12 protein-coding genes and 1 tRNA gene are annotated in these 18,475 nt (G+C 50.5%); 7 read left to right on the top strand and 6 right to left on the bottom strand.

What is annotated here, in order from left to right; genetic code table 11:
* Window positions 1-50 precede the first annotated feature (50 nt).
* On the top strand, window positions 51-1,571 hold the full coding sequence (locus ACN0YR_RS10740) for a DUF1501 domain-containing protein (RefSeq protein WP_417849215.1): 1,521 nt from the start codon (window positions 51-53) through the stop codon (window positions 1,569-1,571).
* Window positions 1,572-1,604: 33 nt separating this feature from the next.
* Here the strand turns inward: ACN0YR_RS10740 and ACN0YR_RS10735 are convergent, their stop codons facing one another.
* From ACN0YR_RS10735 to ACN0YR_RS10725, 3 genes are all read right to left on the bottom strand, one after another.
* Entirely contained in the window at window positions 1,605-2,927 is a 1,323-nt protein-coding gene (locus ACN0YR_RS10735; RefSeq protein ID WP_417849214.1) for a DUF1501 domain-containing protein, read from the bottom strand.
* Window positions 2,928-3,048: 121 nt separating this feature from the next.
* Window positions 3,049-6,057: a DUF1553 domain-containing protein gene (locus ACN0YR_RS10730; RefSeq protein WP_417849213.1), complete on the bottom strand. Its 3,009-nt coding sequence runs from the start codon at window positions 6,055-6,057 to the stop codon at window positions 3,049-3,051.
* Between the two features lie 416 nt (window positions 6,058-6,473).
* Entirely contained in the window at window positions 6,474-7,550 is a 1,077-nt protein-coding gene (locus tag ACN0YR_RS10725) for an acyl-CoA dehydrogenase family protein (protein ID WP_417849212.1), read from the bottom strand.
* Between the two features lie 376 nt (window positions 7,551-7,926).
* Between ACN0YR_RS10725 and ACN0YR_RS10720 the strand changes: the two genes are divergently transcribed.
* Both ACN0YR_RS10720 and ACN0YR_RS10715 read left to right on the top strand, forming a co-directional pair.
* Entirely contained in the window at window positions 7,927-8,805 is an 879-nt protein-coding gene (locus tag ACN0YR_RS10720) for an HAD family hydrolase (RefSeq protein ID WP_417849211.1), read from the top strand.
* A 364-nt stretch (window positions 8,806-9,169) separates the two neighbouring features.
* Entirely contained in the window at window positions 9,170-9,895 is a 726-nt protein-coding gene (locus ACN0YR_RS10715) for a response regulator transcription factor (RefSeq protein WP_417849210.1), read from the top strand.
* Between the two features lie 72 nt (window positions 9,896-9,967).
* Here the strand turns inward: ACN0YR_RS10715 and ACN0YR_RS10710 are convergent, their stop codons facing one another.
* A complete protein-coding gene (locus ACN0YR_RS10710; protein ID WP_417849209.1) occupies window positions 9,968-10,423 on the bottom strand; it encodes a hypothetical protein in 456 nt (151 codons plus the stop codon).
* Window positions 10,424-10,661: 238 nt separating this feature from the next.
* On the opposite strand from ACN0YR_RS10710, the gene glgA reads away from it, so the two are divergent.
* The 3 genes from glgA (at window position 10,662) to ACN0YR_RS10695 (ending at window position 15,131) form a co-directional block, all read left to right on the top strand.
* A complete protein-coding gene (gene glgA / locus ACN0YR_RS10705) occupies window positions 10,662-12,128 on the top strand; it encodes a glycogen synthase GlgA (protein ID WP_417849208.1) in 1,467 nt (488 codons plus the stop codon).
* A gap of 242 nt (window positions 12,129-12,370) precedes the next feature.
* Window positions 12,371-14,554, top strand: coding sequence for an alpha-amylase/alpha-mannosidase (locus ACN0YR_RS10700; protein WP_417849207.1), 2,184 nt, complete (start codon window positions 12,371-12,373; stop codon window positions 14,552-14,554).
* 64 nt (window positions 14,555-14,618) lie between these two features.
* Window positions 14,619-15,131 (top strand): GNAT family N-acetyltransferase, encoded by a 513-nt coding sequence (locus tag ACN0YR_RS10695; RefSeq protein WP_417849206.1) that lies wholly within the window; start codon window positions 14,619-14,621, stop codon window positions 15,129-15,131.
* Window positions 15,132-16,456: 1,325 nt separating this feature from the next.
* On the opposite strand, the gene ACN0YR_RS10690 is transcribed toward ACN0YR_RS10695, so the two are convergent.
* A complete protein-coding gene (locus ACN0YR_RS10690) occupies window positions 16,457-17,149 on the bottom strand; it encodes a DUF2293 domain-containing protein (protein ID WP_417849205.1) in 693 nt (230 codons plus the stop codon).
* Window positions 17,150-17,307: 158 nt separating this feature from the next.
* Window positions 17,308-17,381, bottom strand: a tRNA-Arg gene (locus ACN0YR_RS10685).
* 397 nt (window positions 17,382-17,778) lie between these two features.
* Between ACN0YR_RS10685 and fae the strand changes: the two genes are divergently transcribed.
* Window positions 17,779-18,327 carry a formaldehyde-activating enzyme gene (gene fae, locus ACN0YR_RS10680; protein ID WP_417849204.1) on the top strand — a complete coding sequence of 183 codons (549 nt, stop codon included), beginning with the start codon at window positions 17,779-17,781 and terminating at the stop codon, window positions 18,325-18,327.
* The last annotated feature ends 148 nt before the right edge of the window (window positions 18,328-18,475 follow it).

Below are 18,475 nucleotides of genomic sequence, written 5' to 3'. Positions count from 1 at the left end.
CGCGGTCTCAGCGCTGATATCGCACGTTTCGCAAACTCAGGTGAACAGAAATGAGACCTTCAGAAGTTGCCAATCTTCAACAGCAAATCGTCTCCCGAACCCGTAGGGATTTCCTGCTCTCGTCAGCATCAGGCATCGGTGCAATCGGTCTCGGGTCGATGCTGGCACAAGACGGCCTGTTAGGGCCTGCAACTCTCGCTGCTGCTGAACCAGAGTTCTCCTCTCCACTGGCAGCGAAGAAACCGCACTTCGAAGGGCCAGCCAAAGCGTGCATCTTCATTTTTATGGCAGGTGGTCCTTCACAGCTCGATCTGTTTGACCGGAAGCCGGAACTCGTCAAACAGAACGGTCAACCGTTACCCAAATCGATCTACGAAGGCGTTCGATTCGCATTCCTCAAGCCTGATACTGCTCGCTTGATGGGACCGATGAACCGAACCTGGAAAAAGCATGGTGAATGCGGGATGGAACTCTCCGATCTGCTCCCGCACATTGGAGGCGTCGCTGACGACATTTGCCTGATTCGTTCGATGTACTCCGAACAGTTCAACCATCACCCTGGGCAATTGCTAATGCAATGCGGTCGGGCTGAGTTTGGCTTACCAGTCATGGGGTCCTGGCTGACTTATGGACTTGGAAGTGAATCCGAAAACTTACCCGGTTATGTTGTTCTGACAGCCGGGCGAGGTTCATCAGGGGGAGCAACACTCTGGCAAAGCGGTTTCCTCCCGAGTGTTTACGAAGGAGTCCTGTTTCGTCCGCAGGGAGAACCAGTCCTCAACCTGGAGAACCCGAAAGGGATTTCCATGGAACTGCAACGTCGTGGACTTGATGCGCTCAATGACCTGAACCAGAAACGTTATCAAACCATTCACGATCCAGAAATTGCCAGTCGAATTTCGAGTTACGAACTCGCCTTCCGAATGCAAACAGCTGCTCCGGAGTTGATTGATCTATCCAGCGAAACAGAGCAAACACTCGACGAATACGGAGTCAACCGAAAAACTCCGGGCAAGGGTGGGCGAGGTTCTTATGGCAGTGACACGTTTGGGACATTCGCCCGAAACTGCCTGCTTGCCCGCCGGATGGTGGAACGGGGTGTTCGTTGTATTAACATTGTGCATGCCTCCTGGGATCATCACTCAAATCTTGATCCAGAACTGGACTTCAATGCCACCATGGCAGATCAGCCGATCGCTGCATTGATCAAAGACCTCAAACAGCGTGGACTCCTCGACTCCACAATGGTCGTCTGGGGGAGTGAATTCGGGCGGACACCACTGGGAGAGAACCGAGGGGGCAATACAAACAACGTGAGCGGACGCGATCATCATCCGTTTTCATACAGCATGTTTTTAGCAGGGGGTGGATTCCGAGGAGGGCAGGTTTACGGAAAATCCGATGAACTCGGATGGGGTGTCGCAGAGAACCCGGTGCATGCGAATGACCTGCACGCGACAATGCTCAACCGGTTTGGCTTGGACCACTTGAGATTAACTCACCGATTCCAAGGCCGCGATTATCGTTTGACCGATGTGGCGGGCGAAGTCATTGAACCACTCATCACTTAAGACTCACGGCTCGCTGACTGGAAAGACATCAGATTACGCGATCAGCTCTTTTACAACCTTCGCTTCTTCAGGTCCGGTCAAGCGATGGTTTCGCCCTTCGTGGAAGTATGCCAAATGCTCATGTGGCAATCCCAGAAGATGTAGAATCGTGGCGTGCAAATCCCGGAAATGTACTTTCCCTTCAACGGATCGAGCTCCGGTCTCGTCCGTCTTCCCATGGACGTATCCTTGCCTGGTTCCTCCACCAGCCATCCAGAATGTGAATCCCCGGTAGTTGTGGCCGGTCTCATCTTTTCCGTTTTCCGGTGTCAGTCCAGGACGACCAAATTCCCCACCCCAGACGACAAGCGTGTCGTCGAGCATCCCACGGATTTCTAAATCATCCAGCAGGGCAGCAATCGGAGCATCAGTCGTTTTGCAGTTTGCCTCCAGATCTCGGCGGTGATTTTTATGCTGATCCCAACTTCCGTGATTGACTTCGATGAACCGGACTCCGGCTTCAGCGAATCTTCTGGCAAGGAGACATTGCCGGCCAAAATCTGTTGGTCGGCAGGTTCCAACGGAGAGCTTTTCCCCGACGCGATAGCGCTGAATCGTTTCCTGAGTTTCTGAACTGAGATCAAGAATTTCAGGAGCGGTCATTTGCATCCGAAATGCGAGCTCCATCGACTCAATCACACCATCCAGCTGAGTATCATCCGGCCGCTGCGCCAGATGCTGACGATTCATCGCTTGTACAAAATCGAGTTGTTTTCGCTTCTTTATGGGAGAGAGGTGATCGCTGGAAATATCATTGATCATCGCCTGCGACATATCTTCACCGTTCACGCCAATCGGAGTTCCTTCAAAGATCGGCGGAAGGAACACGCTCGAATAGACAGAGGGTTTCGCAGCATTGAGACTGATGAATCCGGGCAGGTTCTGATTCTCCGTCCCAAGTCCGTAGTTGATCCAAGACCCCATGCTGGGACGCTTGCGCAACTTTTCACCTGTGTGAAGTTGCAAGAACGACTGCGCATGATTGCCAGTGTCGGCGTACATTCCGTTGATCATGCAGAGCTTATCCACATGTCTTGCCATCTCAGGAACGAGCTCTGAAGCCCAGAGTCCCGACTCCCCATGTTGCTGAAATTTGTAGACCGAACCGGGATGCTTCTTCTTTCCAACTTGCGGTTTGTAATCAAACATATCCAGCTGAGCAGGGCCGCCGCTCATGCAAAGAAAGATCACCCGCTTGGCTCGTGCGGGGAGTGAGGGGGCCTTGGCGACCAGCGAACTGCTCTCCGCCAGAAGTTGCTGTTGAAACAGTGATTGGAAAGCTAAGTATCCAAATCCGCACGAGGCGGACTTCAGCATGCTTCTTCTTGATCTAAACATTTCAATCTCGCTTTGCTCAATCTCGTGAACTCTCGATTCCAAATTTTCAACAACTAGCCGGAGAATCCTCTCTCGCTGGCAACCTGGTTGAAAACCGCTTTCAGTCGACATACCGAAATTCATTCGTGGCGAATAACCCCTGACATAAGGTCGCCCACACCTCGGTGAGTTGTTTCTGCTGTGGATCGGATTCTTTCTTTATCGACCCGATCAAACGCAATGCTTGCTCGATTTCGAAATCGGTCGGATTCCGCTGAAGAATCCGGCGAAACAGAAACGCCACCCGATCAGCATCTTGCAGGTTTTGATCATTCAATGAATACTCCGCAAGTGCGTATGATTGTTCGATCACAAACGAATTATTCAATAAGTACAGAGTTTGGGTCGGCAAGACAGTTTCATCTCGACGACCGGTCACTTTGATTCCATCTGGCAGATCGAAGGCTGCCAGTTCAGGTGGTGGAGAATGCCGGAGCATGCACAAATAGATGCTGCGGTGGTCGGTTTTTTGATGCAGGTTTGTCGCTGCTCCGGGAGGCCAGTTGATGAGTGTATCGATCTGATCAATAGCAGACCCAGCTTGTGGTGTGAGATCGAGCTTCCCACTGGCTTGAAGCATCCGATCACGGATCGACTCCGCATCAAGCCGACGCCGCGAGTAGCGTGCAAAAAATGTATTTCCAGGATCAATCTTCGCAAGCAATTCAACACACTGGCTATCTTGTTGATATGTGCGACTGAGTACGAGTTCTCGGATCAATTTCTTGACTGACCATCCTTCTGCAACAAAACGATTGGCGAGGTAGTCCAACAATTCCGGGTGAGATGGGCGTGCCCCGTAAACTCCGAAGTCGTCAACTGTCGCGACCAAACCATGTCCGAACAGGTGGCTCCAAACTCGATTCACAAAAACTCGGGCAGTTTGTGGATGGTCCGGACTTGTCAGCCACTTCGCTAATTCCAGTCGTCCACTTGCCTCCGCTGGAATGTCACTTGCTGCCGAGAAGTCGCCATGATTTGCGTTGACGAAATCTTGTTGATACGCCGTCAAAAATCCTCGTGGAACAACCTCACCAAGTTTGGAGGTTTCTCCACCGATATGAATTTTGCAGTCTTGCGGTTTTTCCTTTTCGCGAACTCCCATCGCCAAGCCCAATGTGGTGGGGCGTTGAGGCTGCCCGGAGGCCGCAAACAAAGAGTGGGCCTCTGAAGCATCGAGTGCTCTGGAATAAATTGAGAACTCCGCCAGATTTCCATCTAACGGAAACATGTTGTCGGTACGGGTCGCCAGTGCAAACTCGCGAGACTCTCCAATTGTCGATGGGATCTTCGCGTCGATTTCCGGTTTCGCAGCCCCGTTCAGAAAGAGTTGTATCTGATCCCGTCTTCGAATGAGAACCACATGATTCCAGGTTCCGGGCGAGATGACAGTAGAGCCCGCAATTGAAACTTTCTTCTGCTTCCCATTAAAGACGAAAAGTTTTCCTGTTCGTTTGGAATCGTGCTTTCCACCAATCCCCAAATGGTCCCCAGCGAGATTGCTCTCTTTCCATTTGCCTCGCGAAAAGAGATATGCGGTGATTGGACGTTCGGTATTCTTGATATTGTTTTTGAACCAAAAGGAGACCGCGTAGTCCGTCTTTGAGACGTCCGCTTCTGATTCTTCCGTCTCTGGTTCTGGCAACTCCCCCCGAATTGCAGCCTCTTTGAGTTTGGCAAAATCTTTCCCGGTAAACTCTGCTGTTTTTCCCTCAATGTTGAGAATTTCCGGCTTCTGCTGGAAAGAGAGATGTAACTCTGGTTGGAGTTCATCAATTTTCGCTGAGTATGTTTCGGGGAACTGAGGCGAAGTTTTAAAATCAGACTTACTGCTTGGATCCCAAACTGAAACCAGTTCATGCAGTGGTGTCGGGGGAGCCGTCAGCCCCTGATTTCCGGCAGCTCCGTACAAAGTTTGTGAACTCGTAAAGATGCCAGCCATCGAATAGTAATCGCGCGTCGGGATCGGATCATGTTTATGATCGTGACAACGAGCGCAGGCAACGCTGAGCCCCATGATCGCAGTGCTGACGACATTGATCTGATCGTCAACGACGTCCATCGCAAAATTTTTGTTCATTGCGACTGCTGGTTTGGAACCGATCGCCAGAAAACCGGTAGCGATGAGTTGCCGATTTCGTTGCTCTGCGGTCTGCGCGGGAAGCAGATCGCCTGCGATTTGCTCGGTCACAAAACGATCGAACGGGACATCCTGATTGAAAGCATCGATGACGTAGTCGCGATATCTCCAGGCGTGTGGAAATGTTGCATTGCGTCCGAGTCCGTCATCACCGTTGGACTCTCCATAGCGAGCGACGTCCAGCCAATGCCGTCCCCAACGAACCCCGAATTGCGGGCTCTCCAATAAGCGGTCAACGAGTTGTTCGGTCGCTTCGATTTTATTTTTCGCATGCAATGCCGCGAACTCTTCGACCTCGTCAAAGGTTGGAGCAAGTCCAATCAGGTCGCTGTACAACCGCCGAATCAATGTGCGTGGATCGGCGTCTTGAGTCGGGATGAGATTGTTCCGCTCAATTTTCTGAAGCACGAACCGATCGACCGGATCCCGTCCCCATGCTTCATTTTCCACATATGGGAGTTCAGGCGTTGTCCGTGGAAGAAAAGACCAGAGTGACTCTCGACCATACTCTTTCGTTGGAGCTGATGCTGAATCTGCTTTCACGGAACGTGGATCGAACGCCCCTTGTTTGACCCATTTGACGAAATCATTCACAACCGCTTCAGAGAGTGGCTGATCTGGTGGCATTTCGATTTCATCGTACCTCAGAGCTTTAATCAGCAAGCTCTTTTCCGGATCACCCGCGATGTGAACGGGACCGGTTAAGCCCCCTTTGAACATGCCCGCTTTTGTATCAAGCAGTAAATTCCCTCCCGGTTCATCACTTTCCACCGAATGGCATTCGTAGCAATGTTCGACAAGGACAGGGCGGATTTTTGTTTCAAAGAATTTCACCTGTTCCGGTGTCAGCTTGGCATCGTCTCCACGAGCAGAAACCGGGAGCACTCCGAACAGGAACAGGGCCAACAGGTGATAGCTTCTTGGAGACATTTGAAATCAATCGAGGCAGGACTGGCAGGTAGGCGGGCGGGAATGTCATCATCGCTTACAAATCAGCAACTTGCAACATAAGTCTCTGTCGATATCAACAAATCTTTTAATCAGGCGAATTTTGCCTCCCCGAGAAACATTTTCACTAAAACCAGTCCGAAAACCTCTGAAATAGCCGCTTTTCTCAACGTTCTGAGAGAGCGAATTCAAGTTCCAGGATAAGCTCTAATGAAATACCGTAAATCCCCCAACGGACTGCAATCACAAATTAAATGCAGAGACCGTTTGACGGAATCTTCCAGCGACCAGCCCACACTGATTGGCATTGCTTACCGGTTCGTGGCGAGCAGTTTCTAATGTTGTGAAAGCGAGCTTCACGAGTACACAGCAGCAGCAGCAGCAGCAGTAGGGAATGCTTAAAAAGTGTCTCGGCAGGAGAGTTCGTTCAGTACGCCTTCAACGACTGGTTGCGGACAGGACCAAACGAGGAAAAACATCGCTTCACGAACAGCCAGTTCTGCTGGGTGCCCCACCATGAATCCGGCCCCTTTGGTGACAGCCAGGACAGTTTGTGTAATTCGCAATGCAAGAGAGTTCGCCTGTTGACGAATCGCTGTCGGTGACAAACCTTCATCGCCGAATGTCTTACCGAGACTGGCTGTGTGGATCTCTGAACGCAGCACGTCGACTTCGTGTTTGAAGGAGTCCGCCTTTCCAATGAGATCGTCTCGCCGACTCGCTTCATCTTCGAGGAGTCCCAGTGAACGAGCGGATAGCCCCAATGCGAGTATCGACGTTGTCAGCGAACCGGCTCCTCCCCCTTTGCCTTTGTTCATCACTTTTTCAATCGGCCCCGCGAGCAAAGATCGCTTCGGAACAGAAACATTTTCCAGTCGAATGGAAGTTGTCTCAGTGGAGGTGAGCGCCATGAGTTCAGCTTTGGGTTGGATTGAAACTCCTGCAGAGGCAGTGGGCATCGCAAGTAGAACCTGTTTGCCGTCGCTGCAAGTTCCACCGGTCACGACGATGTCTGCTGCAGTGGCTCCTGTCACCCAGGGGATCATGCCATTGAGAACGAAGGAATCACTCTGCTCTTCAGCTTCAACTGCCGGCTTTGCGATGTGCTGACGAGAAGTCGTCAAATGCGAAATTCCGACAGTCGCGAAAAGTTCGCCGGTTGCCAGACGGGGCAGCAAATCTGCTTTGAGTTCTTCGTTCTTTGACCCGGCAATTCTTTGACAGGCTCCGTTTCGCTGTGTGAAGGCAAAACAGGTACTTAAACAGGCAGCCGCGAGTTTTTCGTACCCTTCAGTCAGTTCTACTTGCGTGAGTTCTTTCCCACCAAACTCTTCCGGGATGAACCACTTCAGAACACCAGCTTCAGCCAGCCATTGAAATTGCTCCTTCGGCCATGATTGTTGGGCATCAACATCGAGTGCATTGGCAGAAAGTTTGTTCAGAAGTTCGTCGAAGATTGCAGTGTCGAAGGTCACAGTCAAATTCCATCCAAGAATGTTTAAAGCACTTCAATGTTGGTTGGGTCGGTGAAAATCGCACTCACGACTTCAAAGACAGCTCACCACAAAGCAGAACGTTGAAACCAAAGGTTGAGACCGATATTGGCTTGGCTCTGGCCGAACACATTAAGTTTCCGGCAAAAACGCATTGTCTGAGAACTGTTGAATCAATGCAAATCATCAATTCGCTCTCCAGTACGAGAAATCAGCCGTCAGACAGGACATTCTTGATGTGTAGCAACTGCGACAACTCACTTGGAAGCCGAACGGACTTACAATATCCTACCAATTGCGAACAATTTGGCATCAATGCGATGTCACCGTATCTGAAACTTCTAGCGGAGCGAGCAAGGTGTCTGAACTGGGACTTGCAAATTTCAAAAAAGAGCGTGATTTTCTTATCGGAATCGACTCGGATGGCTGTGCGTTTGACTCAATGGAGATCAAGCACAAGGAATGTTTTATTCCAAACTTCATCAACCATTTCAATCTTCAGCCGATCTCGAAATACGCTCGCGAAGCAGCAGAATTCACCAACTTGTACTCCAAAACTCGCGGAGCCAACCGGTTCCCTGCGTACCTGCTGGCTCTGGATTTGCTTGCAGAACGCCCAGAAGTTCAGCGACGCAATGCAAAATTGCCACAACTTCAAGGTGTTCGCGATTGGGTCGCCCGCGAATCGAAACTCGGTACGAAAACGATCGGACCAGAGGCAGAGAAAACAGGTGATCCTGATCTGAAGCAGGCCTACGCCTGGTCGAAGGCAGTTGATGACACCGTCAACGAAATGGTACATGGCGTCCCACCATTCCCGGGTGTGCGCGAAGCTCTCCAGAAGATGGGCGAAAAAGCAGACTTGATTGTCTGTTCAGCGACACCGAACGGAGCCCTTCAGAAGGAGTGGGCTGAACATGATATCGATCAATACGTGAAGTCCATTTGTGGACAAGAATCGGGGAGTAAAAAAGAATCCCTGACGACCTGCAAAGAGATGGGCTACGCTCCGGAAAAGATGCTCATGATCGGAGATGCTCCCGGAGACATGAATGCCGCTCAGGCTGTCGGAGCACTCTTCTACCCCATCAATCCCGGTCACGAGGAAGAAAGTTGGACTCGCTTTCTGGAAGAAGCCTGCGACCGCTTCTTCTCGGGAACTTACGCTGGTGACTATCAGGCGAAGTTGATCGCAGAGTTCGACAAATACTTGCCAGAGCAGCCCCCCTGGAAGTAGTCAGAGAGTCTCTTTCCAGAGTCATTTCGATCGACGAGGTCCGCAGTCTGCCTCGTGGACATGTGCGATTTCCCACATAAAAAGCACTCTCCACAGGCACAAGAAACGCAAAAGTGTTCCAGCAGCAGACTTCCGAGTGTGCTGCTGGAGCATCTTTCGAATTGGTTTGCAGTTTCTGCCTCGAGGCGAACAGCATTTTTAATAGAGAAATGCGTTCTTCACGGGCAAACGGCACAGCAAACTGCTCTAGACTTGTATTTCATGTAGACTGAACTGCTGAAGAAAATTATTCTTTACTGTATTGTCTGATTCGCTGCAAAATGACAATCGAACTCACAATTCGATTCAGGGGCGATTTTCATCGATGTCAAGCAAAACTAAACGAATCCTGATCGTTGAAGACGAAGAGGCTATTGCCGAAGGCCTGCGTTTCAACATGGACGCCGAAGGTTACGAAACTGTCGTGCTCGGTGATGGTCCGTCAACGCTTTCCTACTTCGAAGAGAACTCTCATGACGTCGATCTCATCATTCTCGACCTCATGCTTCCGGGAATGAGCGGCTACGAAATCTGCCGCGCCATTCGTGAACGGGACCAGAACATTCCCATCATCGTCCTCAGTGCCCGGACGCTCAGCGAAGACAAATCGCACGCCTTCGATTGCGGAACTGACCAGTACATCGCCAAGCCGTTCAATTTGCCTGAACTCCTCAGCCGAGTCCGGAATCTCCTCAAACGGCCACGCATTGAGCCTCCACCGAAACACGCAACCGAAATTGAAGAGTTTCAAATCGGCAACATCCAAATCAACTTCAAGACCTTTGAAGTCGTTAAAGATGGAGAGAAACATCAGCTGACAACAATGGAAATGCAGCTGCTACGATACTTCATCGAAAACGAAGGTGATGTTCTTTCGCGAACAAAAATTCTCAAAGACGTTTGGGAGCAGGGGGCGGAAGTGACTTCACGCACCATCGACAACTTTGTGATGCGCCTTCGCAAGTACATTGAAGATGACCAGAGCAACCCGCACCATTTGCTTTCGGTCCGCGGGACCGGCTATCGATTCATCGCGAAGCCGAACGAATAAAGAAGACAATTCCGCAACGTCGTGCTTCCTTGAACTGCGGTTAACGAGAAACGGTTCGTAGCTGGAAATGCATTACGAAGTGGGGCTTCCCTGTTGCTCGCAAAAGACTTTTAGATTGTTCAGTTCTTTCTCAGCCGCTTTGCAACTCGCACCCTTCATAAACCCCCCAAACAGGAGAAAGATGATCTTCAACCCTCCTTTGGGTCTGACCTCGGAGACCTGAGTCACTTTGGTTTTGTGAGAGGTGATCCGCTCGAAGAAATATGCGGCATCTATGTCAAAAAATTGACCGACAAGTTGAACCGCGTTTAAGTTTGGATATTCATACTGCGTAACAATCCCTTCAAAGGCCATCTGCTGCCCCTGATTTTCGGTGATCGACCGAAATGTGGAACCGACAACATCTGGGGTTTCTTCAATGATTTGATCCTCAATAACAACTTCGCTCCACTCAGCGACATGATTATTCGTGAGGTCAAAAACATCTTCAATCGGGCGGTCAATCTCAACACTCGCTGTAGTTTTCATCGTCAACGCCTCGATTTTCTTTTGGTGATGCCTCAGTGAGGTTTCATTACAACTTGATGAAGCCAGGATATCAATTCAACAAGCTCCGAGATGGGGCTTCTCGCTTCTCAATAAATCCAAATTGTCGAATTTCAAAGGTTTCGATTTGGTTTGTGCAGAACATCAGCTAACTTTGCAAAGCGTGTGATCTTGGATGACCGGCTGTTGTTGTTTTGATTTGTCAAATTTGGAGTCCAGAATGCGGATTATGATGGTCACATCGGAAGCAGTTCCGTTTGCGAAAACCGGAGGGCTCGCTGATGTGGCGACTGGACTATCTAAAGCCCTCGTTGCAAGTGAACATGAAGTTGTACTTGTTCTGCCGTGTTATCGCCGACACATCCCAGAATCAGACCGTGGTGAAATCATCGGTCAAGTTGAGTTCGAGATGTTGCACACAACACTCTCGGCGGACATTTACGAGACAAAAATCCCCGACAGTGATGTGCGGGTCTTTTTGATCGATCGTCCGCATTTCTTTGATCGAGACGGAATCTATCTCGAAAATGGTCAAGACTATGGGGACAACGCCGAACGTTTCCTCTTCTTCAGCCGGGCTGCCGTGGAAACTGCCAGGCATTTCTTTAGACCTGACATTATTCACGCCAATGATTGGCAAACCGGCCTCGTGCCGGGGCTCATCCTGCAAGAACGGGAACATCAGGGCGAACTCGGAAACATTGGGACGGTCTACACCATTCACAACATGGCCTTTCATGGAGAGTTTCCAAGTTTACAAATGCTCAATACCGGCCTGAACTCCAGATACTTCAACTGGGAGCAGTTCGAATATTTCGGAAATTTGAACTTGCTGAAAGGTGGCATCTCCATGGCAGATATGGTGACGACTGTCAGCCCGACATACGCCAAAGAGACCTGCCTTCCAGAATTTGGCTATGGGCTCGATCCCGTTCTCGAAAATCGCGGGGAAGATTATATCGGCATTCTGAACGGAGTCGACATGTCGATCTGGAACCCCGAGTCCGATCCTCATATCGCCATGCAGTACAACTTCCAGAACTACAAGGAAGGGAAGGCTGAGTGCAAAGCAGCCTTACAGCGAGAAATGGGCTTGCCAGAGAACCCTGAAGCGATGGTCCTCGGACTTGTCTCCCGATTGACGGACCAGAAAGGGCTCGACCTCATCACAAAAAAGGCAACTCAAATTCTGAACGCCAATGTTCAATTCGTCTTTCTTGGAGCGGGAGACCCCCGTTACGAAGAAATTCTTTTAGAGCTTCAGAAAAACTATCCGGAAAAGGTTGCTGTCTATATTGGTTTCCAGGAAGGACTCGCACACCGCATTGAGGCCGGCTCAGACGCTTTCTTAATGCCGAGCAGCTTCGAGCCGTGTGGCCTGAATCAGCAATACAGCCAGATCTATGGGACTCCGCCAATCGTGCATGCCGTCGGTGGACTGACGGACTCTGTTGTCGATGTTCAACGTCACACTCTCGACAATGGAACAGCGACGGGGTTTGTCTTCCGTGAGTACGATGCAGACCTGTTTCTTGATACAGTCTGGAGAGCAGTTGGAATGTTCATACATCACACCGAAGACTGGAATAAACTTGTTCTCAACAGCATGGTCAAAGATTCGTCGTGGGACCGCATCGCGCAGGAGTACACTGATGTGTACGAACGTGTGATTGCGAAGCTGAGTTAGGTCTGCCGGCTCTGCCCCGTAGACCTGATGTTGGTCTCTTAAGTAGTGAGGAATTCCATCATTGCATCGCTTTCCGCATAGGAAGTAAGCTGTCTTATACAAAGATGCGTACTTCATGCCCTGACGTCAACGGATGACCCAGGCAACGCAACTCGTTAATTACCACTGCTCCACGTCTTTGCGCTCTGTTTTGCGTTCTGTGGAGCACAGCACGTGATTGAACAATCACCGAGTCAATACTCATGAAACCGGTCTCTCTTGCACTGTTCTGGCATCAACATCAGCCGTATTACCCGGACGACATTGCCAACGAAACACTCATGCCCTGGGTCCGACTGCATGCCACAAAAGATTACATCGGCATGGCCTTGCATATTCAAGAGGTTCCGGAGTTTCATTGCACGATCAATCTTGTCCCGAGTCTGTTAGTTCAAATTGAACGTTACGTGAATGGGGGAAGCGACCGGCATCTAGATGTGTCAAGAATCCCGGCAGACTCGTTATCGCTCGAAGATACATACTATCTGTTCGATAATTTTTTCATGGCGAACGAGCAGAGTATGATTCGCCCTCACAAACGGTACAGCGAACTGCATCAGAAAAGAGGGATCGGGAGAGATTCCGTACAAGACGCACACTCCCGCTTCACCAATCAGGAACTGAGGGACTTGCAGGTCTGGCACAACCTGGCCTGGTTCCATGAACTTCTCTTCGAAAAAGATGCCGAACTCCGTGAATTCCGAAAGAAAGGAGCCGGCTGGACAGAAGCAGAAAAGACCTGGTTACTCGACAAACAACGTGAAATTGTTGGGCGAGTCATTCCGCTACATCGGAAACTCATGGAAGGTGGTCAAGTCGAGCTGACGACAACGCCATTCTACCATCCAATTTTGCCACTCCTCTGGGATAAAAAGTCAGCTTGGGAAGCGATGCCCGGCTGCCCCATGCCAAAGTACGTTGAAAGCTACAGCGAAGACGCGCAAAAGCATCTCGCAATGGCTGTGGAATATCACACGAAGCTCTTCGGTGAAGCACCTCGTGGACTCTGGCCTTCTGAAGGTTCAGTCTCGAATGCAATCTTGGAAACAGTCGCCGATAACGGCTTCAAATGGCTTGCCACGGATGAAGAGATTCTGGGGCATTCCATGGATCAAATCGTCTCACGTGACGACCATGGAAACCTCAACCGACCAGAAATGCTTTATCGCCCCTGGCGCACCGGAACAGATCAAAAGCCGTTAGACATCATTTTCCGAGACCACGGTCTCAGCGACTTGATCGGCTTCCATTATCAACGCAACGAACCTCGTTGGGCAGCTGAGGATCTGTTGGCGAAAGTCAAAGGAATCGGCAGGGCAGTCGCAGAGCACGATGCCACACAAACTCCGTTTGTACCGATTATTCTCGATGGCGAAAACTGCTGGGAATACTATGCCGATGGAGGCATCGGATTCTTGCGAAATCTGTATCAGCAAGCTGTCAAAGATCCCGGAATTTCGACGCTCACCGTCAGCGAACATCTTGCCAAGCATCCACCGACAAGCAAAATCCCAAAGCTCTTTGCAGGGAGTTGGATCAATCACGATTTCTACATCTGGATCGGACATCAGGAAGATCGGGATGCCTGGGACCTGGTTCACATTACCCGAGAATTTCTGACCAAGGCAGAAGAGTCCGGAACCGCTTCCGCCGAAACGTTGGAGCAAGCCTGGAAAGAATTGTTCATCGCTGAAGGAAGTGACTGGTACTGGTGGTACGGTGACGACCACAACTCCGGTCAGGACGATCTGTTCGACGACCTGTTCCGTCGGCACTTGCGAAACGTTTACACCCTCTTGGGAGAACTCCCTCCTTCAGTTCTCTTTGAGCCGGTCGCACACTTCGAACGTCGACATCTCCACACACAACCGCAATCTCTTTTGAATGTCAAAGTGAACGGTCGGGTCTCGTTCTTCGAATGGCGACACGCCGGACATTACGAAAGCGGCAGCGAACGTGGCACGATGACAATGGTGACCGAAAGTGTGATCACGAACATGTACTTCGGTTTTGACGAAGAGCGACTACTCCTCCGCTGCGATACACAGACTTCCGCAAAAACAGAACTAGGAGACTTCGACGAAATCCGCATTCGCTTCGTGGAACCCTTCGGTGCCGAACTCCGTATCGATTGCAAAAATCCGCAGACCCCCAAACTCGTCATCAACGGGGAAGAACGCCCTGACACCAAGTCGGTCGCTGCCATCGATCAATTGTTGGAAGTGGCAATTCCTTACGAAGAACTCGGTGCTGAAGAGAATCAACGACTGCACTTGGCAGTAGAACTCATTCGCGACGGAGAAGCCGTCGAACGCTCCCCCAGCGAAGGGACCATCGACCTGACGATCCCAAGTGAAGACTTCGAAATGCTCATGTGGCAAGCGTAAGAAATCAGAGAAGTTGAGGCTGAGACATTAACTGGCTCTGACAAGACCTGTACGAATCACGAAGATGAACGTCACAATTCGTCCTGAAAGCATCAAAGACTGGCAGTCGATTTGGCGCGTGAATCAAGCGGCATTCGAAGGCGATGCGGAGGCAAACCTCGTGAATGCCCTGCGAGATGGTGGCTTCGTTGATGTTTCAATTGTTGCGGAGGTTGGTGGCAAGGTCGTTGGGCACATTCTCTTCAGTCGAATAACAATCGAGACAAAGAGTGAGACAATCGATGCGCTGTCACTGGCACCGATGGCTGTGATGCCAAGTCACCAGCGGCAAGGTCTCGGAACGATGCTTGTGGAGTCAGGATTGGCAGCGTGCCGGGAACAGGGCCAGAGAATCGTCGTGGTGCTGGGCCATCCAGAGTTCTATCCAAGATTTGGATTTTCAGCAGCACTGGCACAAAAACTCGAATCACCATTCGGCAGCGGTGAAGCGTGGATGGCGATGGACTTGTCAGAAGAATCGTTAAATGGCATCGAAGGACGAATTGAATATTCGCCCCCCTTCATGGCATTAGAGTAACCGTAGATCCGACCACATCGAACGACAACAAAGCACGACAGTCCTCGCGTCAAACCAATCATCAACGTCTCTCTCCACTCTGAACGACAATCACAGTGGTTCTCACCAACCTTTACGTTCGCCAGGCGAAAAGAGCCTGACTTACTTCACTCATTTGGCTCTCCAATTGGCCAATCTGAAGACGTTGTGTCGGAGATGTCATAGGGTGACGGAAGTAAATTTGCACACACCATTGAACTGAACAAACGAACACGTACAATGTTAGACGTGCAACCATTATTAGAGTGGATGCGTTCAATTTGTTGTGCCAACTTTCGGAGACCTACAGTGAGAATTCCACCAGACCTTCAACTTCTCAATAAAATTGAGTCAATGGTTGTCACCGTACTAGGGGACATTCACGGAAAGCCAAAAGCGCCTGACCAACTGATGGCGTCGTGTGGTATCTCGGAATCTGAGTACTCCAAGATGAATTCTGAGGAGCAACTGGAAACTATGTTGCGTGTATTGCAAGTCTTGGAGTCACAACCGACGCCACCAACTCGCACCGAAAACCTAATTGCAGCATTGGATTTGATATTTCAAGCAATCTACGGTGATAAGTATAAAAAGCGATCTGCCGCTGACCTGACACTTAGTGAAGCATTTCTTGCACTAGAACATGCCACAGAATTTGATTCTCAGAATCGTCCTAGCATCTGGGACTTGTGATGACCAGTGATTTCCGTAATTGCAACACTCCGCGGGGTGGCCCGACCGACTTGTTCGGTTGGGTCGCTTTAGCGACAAGGTGAAGTCATCATGAGCTTTCCTTTGAAGTCGGAATTCAATCAAAACGAAGGCTCGCTGAAATGGTCAAGCGAAGAGTTTACGATAACAAAAAATTTATCCACTTTGTCGCTTTTTAGCGTGACAAACGACGGCAGCACTTGCAACACGATCAAGCCAAACGAATTGTGATCGGCTGAGTGGCCAATCGATTTGTTCGGTTGGATTGTGTGGCACGCCCAGACTGTAGCGAAGCGAAAGGATGGGCGTGGCGAGCACGGCGGGGTGGCCTGACCGGATCGGTTGGGTGCTGGAAGCACAAGATGTTCTACCATTCCCTGTCAACGTTCAGTTAATGGCACTGTGTTCAATTGATTGCACAGTCATCGACAACTTCTAAAGCATCCATCGAATTGGTTTGCAGATTCTGTCTCGTGGCGAACAGTATTTTACTAGCGAAATGCGTTCTTCACCGGCACACGGTAGAGCAAACTGCTCTAGCAATCTGTCCTCAGCCACCGTTGTTCGAGATAGAAAAAGGCGGGGGGTTTCACGGGTTACGATTCGTTTTCCAGTCGTTTCAGTGCCTGGATCAGTGGGCAGGTTTGAGTGTCGACATCTTCGCCCCGGCGGTATTTTTGAAGCAGGGTTCGCGACTGTTCAGCGAGCATGCGTCGAGTCTCGCGCCTTTTCCCTTTGATGCGGGCAATCTTCATCTCGTCATAGGCAGTCGTTTGATGTCGCAGCCAGGCAATCACGGCCGACTCCGCTCTCTTCTCGATCGGGATTCGCTGAGTTCGTGCAACAGTTCCTGAACCGACGGGCGTCGCGTGGAGCGTGACTGCTTCAGCAAGTTGAGATGCAATTTTTTCGTAACGGGCGTTGAAGTTCAAAAAACTTGAGACCGCCCCGGCAAAGTCTTCGACGTACTTCGCCTGATTCTTTTCTCGTCGCTTCGCACTCGCTTGCTGCCGCTTCGCATAGGCGTCGGTTGAGCGTTCTGCTTCAAGATCGTGTTTGATGGCCTCGATACTCTTTGCGTCAGCCCACACACCAAGTGAAAAAGTCCGTCGGCCTTTTTTCTCCTTGACCGTCCAAGTCGGTCCAAAAGCTTTCACTCGCCGCGTTAATCCCGCATCTCCCGGTGGCAACAAATCCCAATCATCGGGAACCGTCAACACCAGCCCATCCTGAGTCCTCACAGTCCACTCTTGTGGCCCCGGTGCAACATTTCGACTTTGGTCAGGCATCGTCTCAACTATTCATTCAGCTCAATCGGTCACTTCACATTGCAGAACTTGAGAACCGAGAGGTTCACACACGCTCAGCCGTCGATCACCTGCAATCCGACCGCGAGAAACTCCCAGTCTCCTCCACGATTCCGCACGACTTGGTGCGGAATGATAAATACCCCCGGCGGGATTCGAACCCACGACCTTTGGTTTAGGAAACCAACGCTCTATCCTGCTGAGCTACGAGGGCTGGGTGGATTTTGGTGGAAGAAAATCCTCTGATTGGGCTCTGCTCGGAGAGGAGTCTACTCGATTCGTCCGGAATCGCAAAATCCCAGCGTCTGTTTTTCATTCAGATCGAAATTTCTCCGACACGAATCCTGTTCAAGAGCGTATTCTCAAGGAAAACCCGGCTGATCAACGAGTCACTTGCTTCAGATGTCAGGCATTGTAAGGTGAGATTTGTGTTCAGCGTTCTGGAGCTCAGTTTCTCTGGAACAGTTCTCATGCTTGTCGTGGCCGTGTGTCTCCGTGAAGGTGACTTTCATGACTGCATAAATTGCTCGCCACGAGGCGGAACGCGAACACCAATTCGAAAATGCAATTAAACATCAACTGAACATTAACGATATCAAAAGGAATCGATTATGAGTGAACGAATTGTCATGCGAACAGGGGAATGCCTTATCGCTGGCGGACCTCCTTTTACCGCAGCTGAGCCAGAAGTTGTGATTGGTGAACTGGACGGACCTGTCGGGACAGCCATCGCCACGTTAACGGGTAGTCAGTCGGCAGGGCACTCTAAGGTTTTTGCGATTCTTGACACCGACATTCAAGTGCGACCGGTCACACTGATGGTCAGCAAGGTGACTGTCAAAAGTAGTTCTTACACCAACATTCTGATGGGAACCGTCCAGGCTGCAATTGCGAATGGTGTTCTCGATGCCGTTCGAGCTGGAGATATTCCGAAAGAAAAAGCGAATGATCTCGGGATCGTCTGCTCCGTCTGGCTCAACCCCGGCGCCGCCACCGATCCTGATCTGGATCACAAGGCACTGTTTGATATTCACCGCAAAGCGACTGCTCAGGCGATCCATAAAGCGATGAACAACGAGCCGACAATCGATTGGCTTTTGGAACACCAGGACGAGATCACTCACAAATACTACCAGAGAGGTCTCGACGGCACGTTATAGAGGTGCTGGCGATGAATTGATTTCAGGGCGACAAAGTGAGGTGCCACAGTCTGTCCAAGTAAACCAGAGCAGGGGAGAGTGACCGAAACAGCGCAGATCGAAACAGCGCAGATCGAAACAGCGCAGATCGAGGGCCATTTGCGTTGCA

The sequence above is a fragment of the Thalassoglobus sp. genome (assembly GCF_048270125.1).
Taxonomy (GTDB): domain Bacteria; phylum Planctomycetota; class Planctomycetia; order Planctomycetales; family Planctomycetaceae; genus Thalassoglobus.
This window is presented reverse-complemented; position numbering and strand designations above follow the sequence as displayed.

Coding starts and splice junctions, on each gene's coding strand:
- ACN0YR_RS10740 (WP_417849215.1), top strand. CDS start 51: ATGAGACCTTCAGAAGTTGCCAATCTTCAACAGCAAATCGTCTCCCGA.
- ACN0YR_RS10735 (WP_417849214.1), bottom strand. CDS start 2,927: ATGCTGAAGTCCGCCTCGTGCGGATTTGGATACTTAGCTTTCCAATCA.
- ACN0YR_RS10730 (WP_417849213.1), bottom strand. CDS start 6,057: ATGTCTCCAAGAAGCTATCACCTGTTGGCCCTGTTCCTGTTCGGAGTG.
- ACN0YR_RS10715 (WP_417849210.1), top strand. CDS start 9,170: ATGTCAAGCAAAACTAAACGAATCCTGATCGTTGAAGACGAAGAGGCT.
- ACN0YR_RS10710 (WP_417849209.1), bottom strand. CDS start 10,423: ATGAAAACTACAGCGAGTGTTGAGATTGACCGCCCGATTGAAGATGTT.
- glgA (WP_417849208.1), top strand. CDS start 10,662: ATGCGGATTATGATGGTCACATCGGAAGCAGTTCCGTTTGCGAAAACC.
- ACN0YR_RS10700 (WP_417849207.1), top strand. CDS start 12,371: ATGAAACCGGTCTCTCTTGCACTGTTCTGGCATCAACATCAGCCGTAT.
- ACN0YR_RS10695 (WP_417849206.1), top strand. CDS start 14,619: ATGAACGTCACAATTCGTCCTGAAAGCATCAAAGACTGGCAGTCGATT.
- ACN0YR_RS10690 (WP_417849205.1), bottom strand. CDS start 17,149: ATGCCTGACCAAAGTCGAAATGTTGCACCGGGGCCACAAGAGTGGACT.
- fae (WP_417849204.1), top strand. CDS start 17,779: ATGAGTGAACGAATTGTCATGCGAACAGGGGAATGCCTTATCGCTGGC.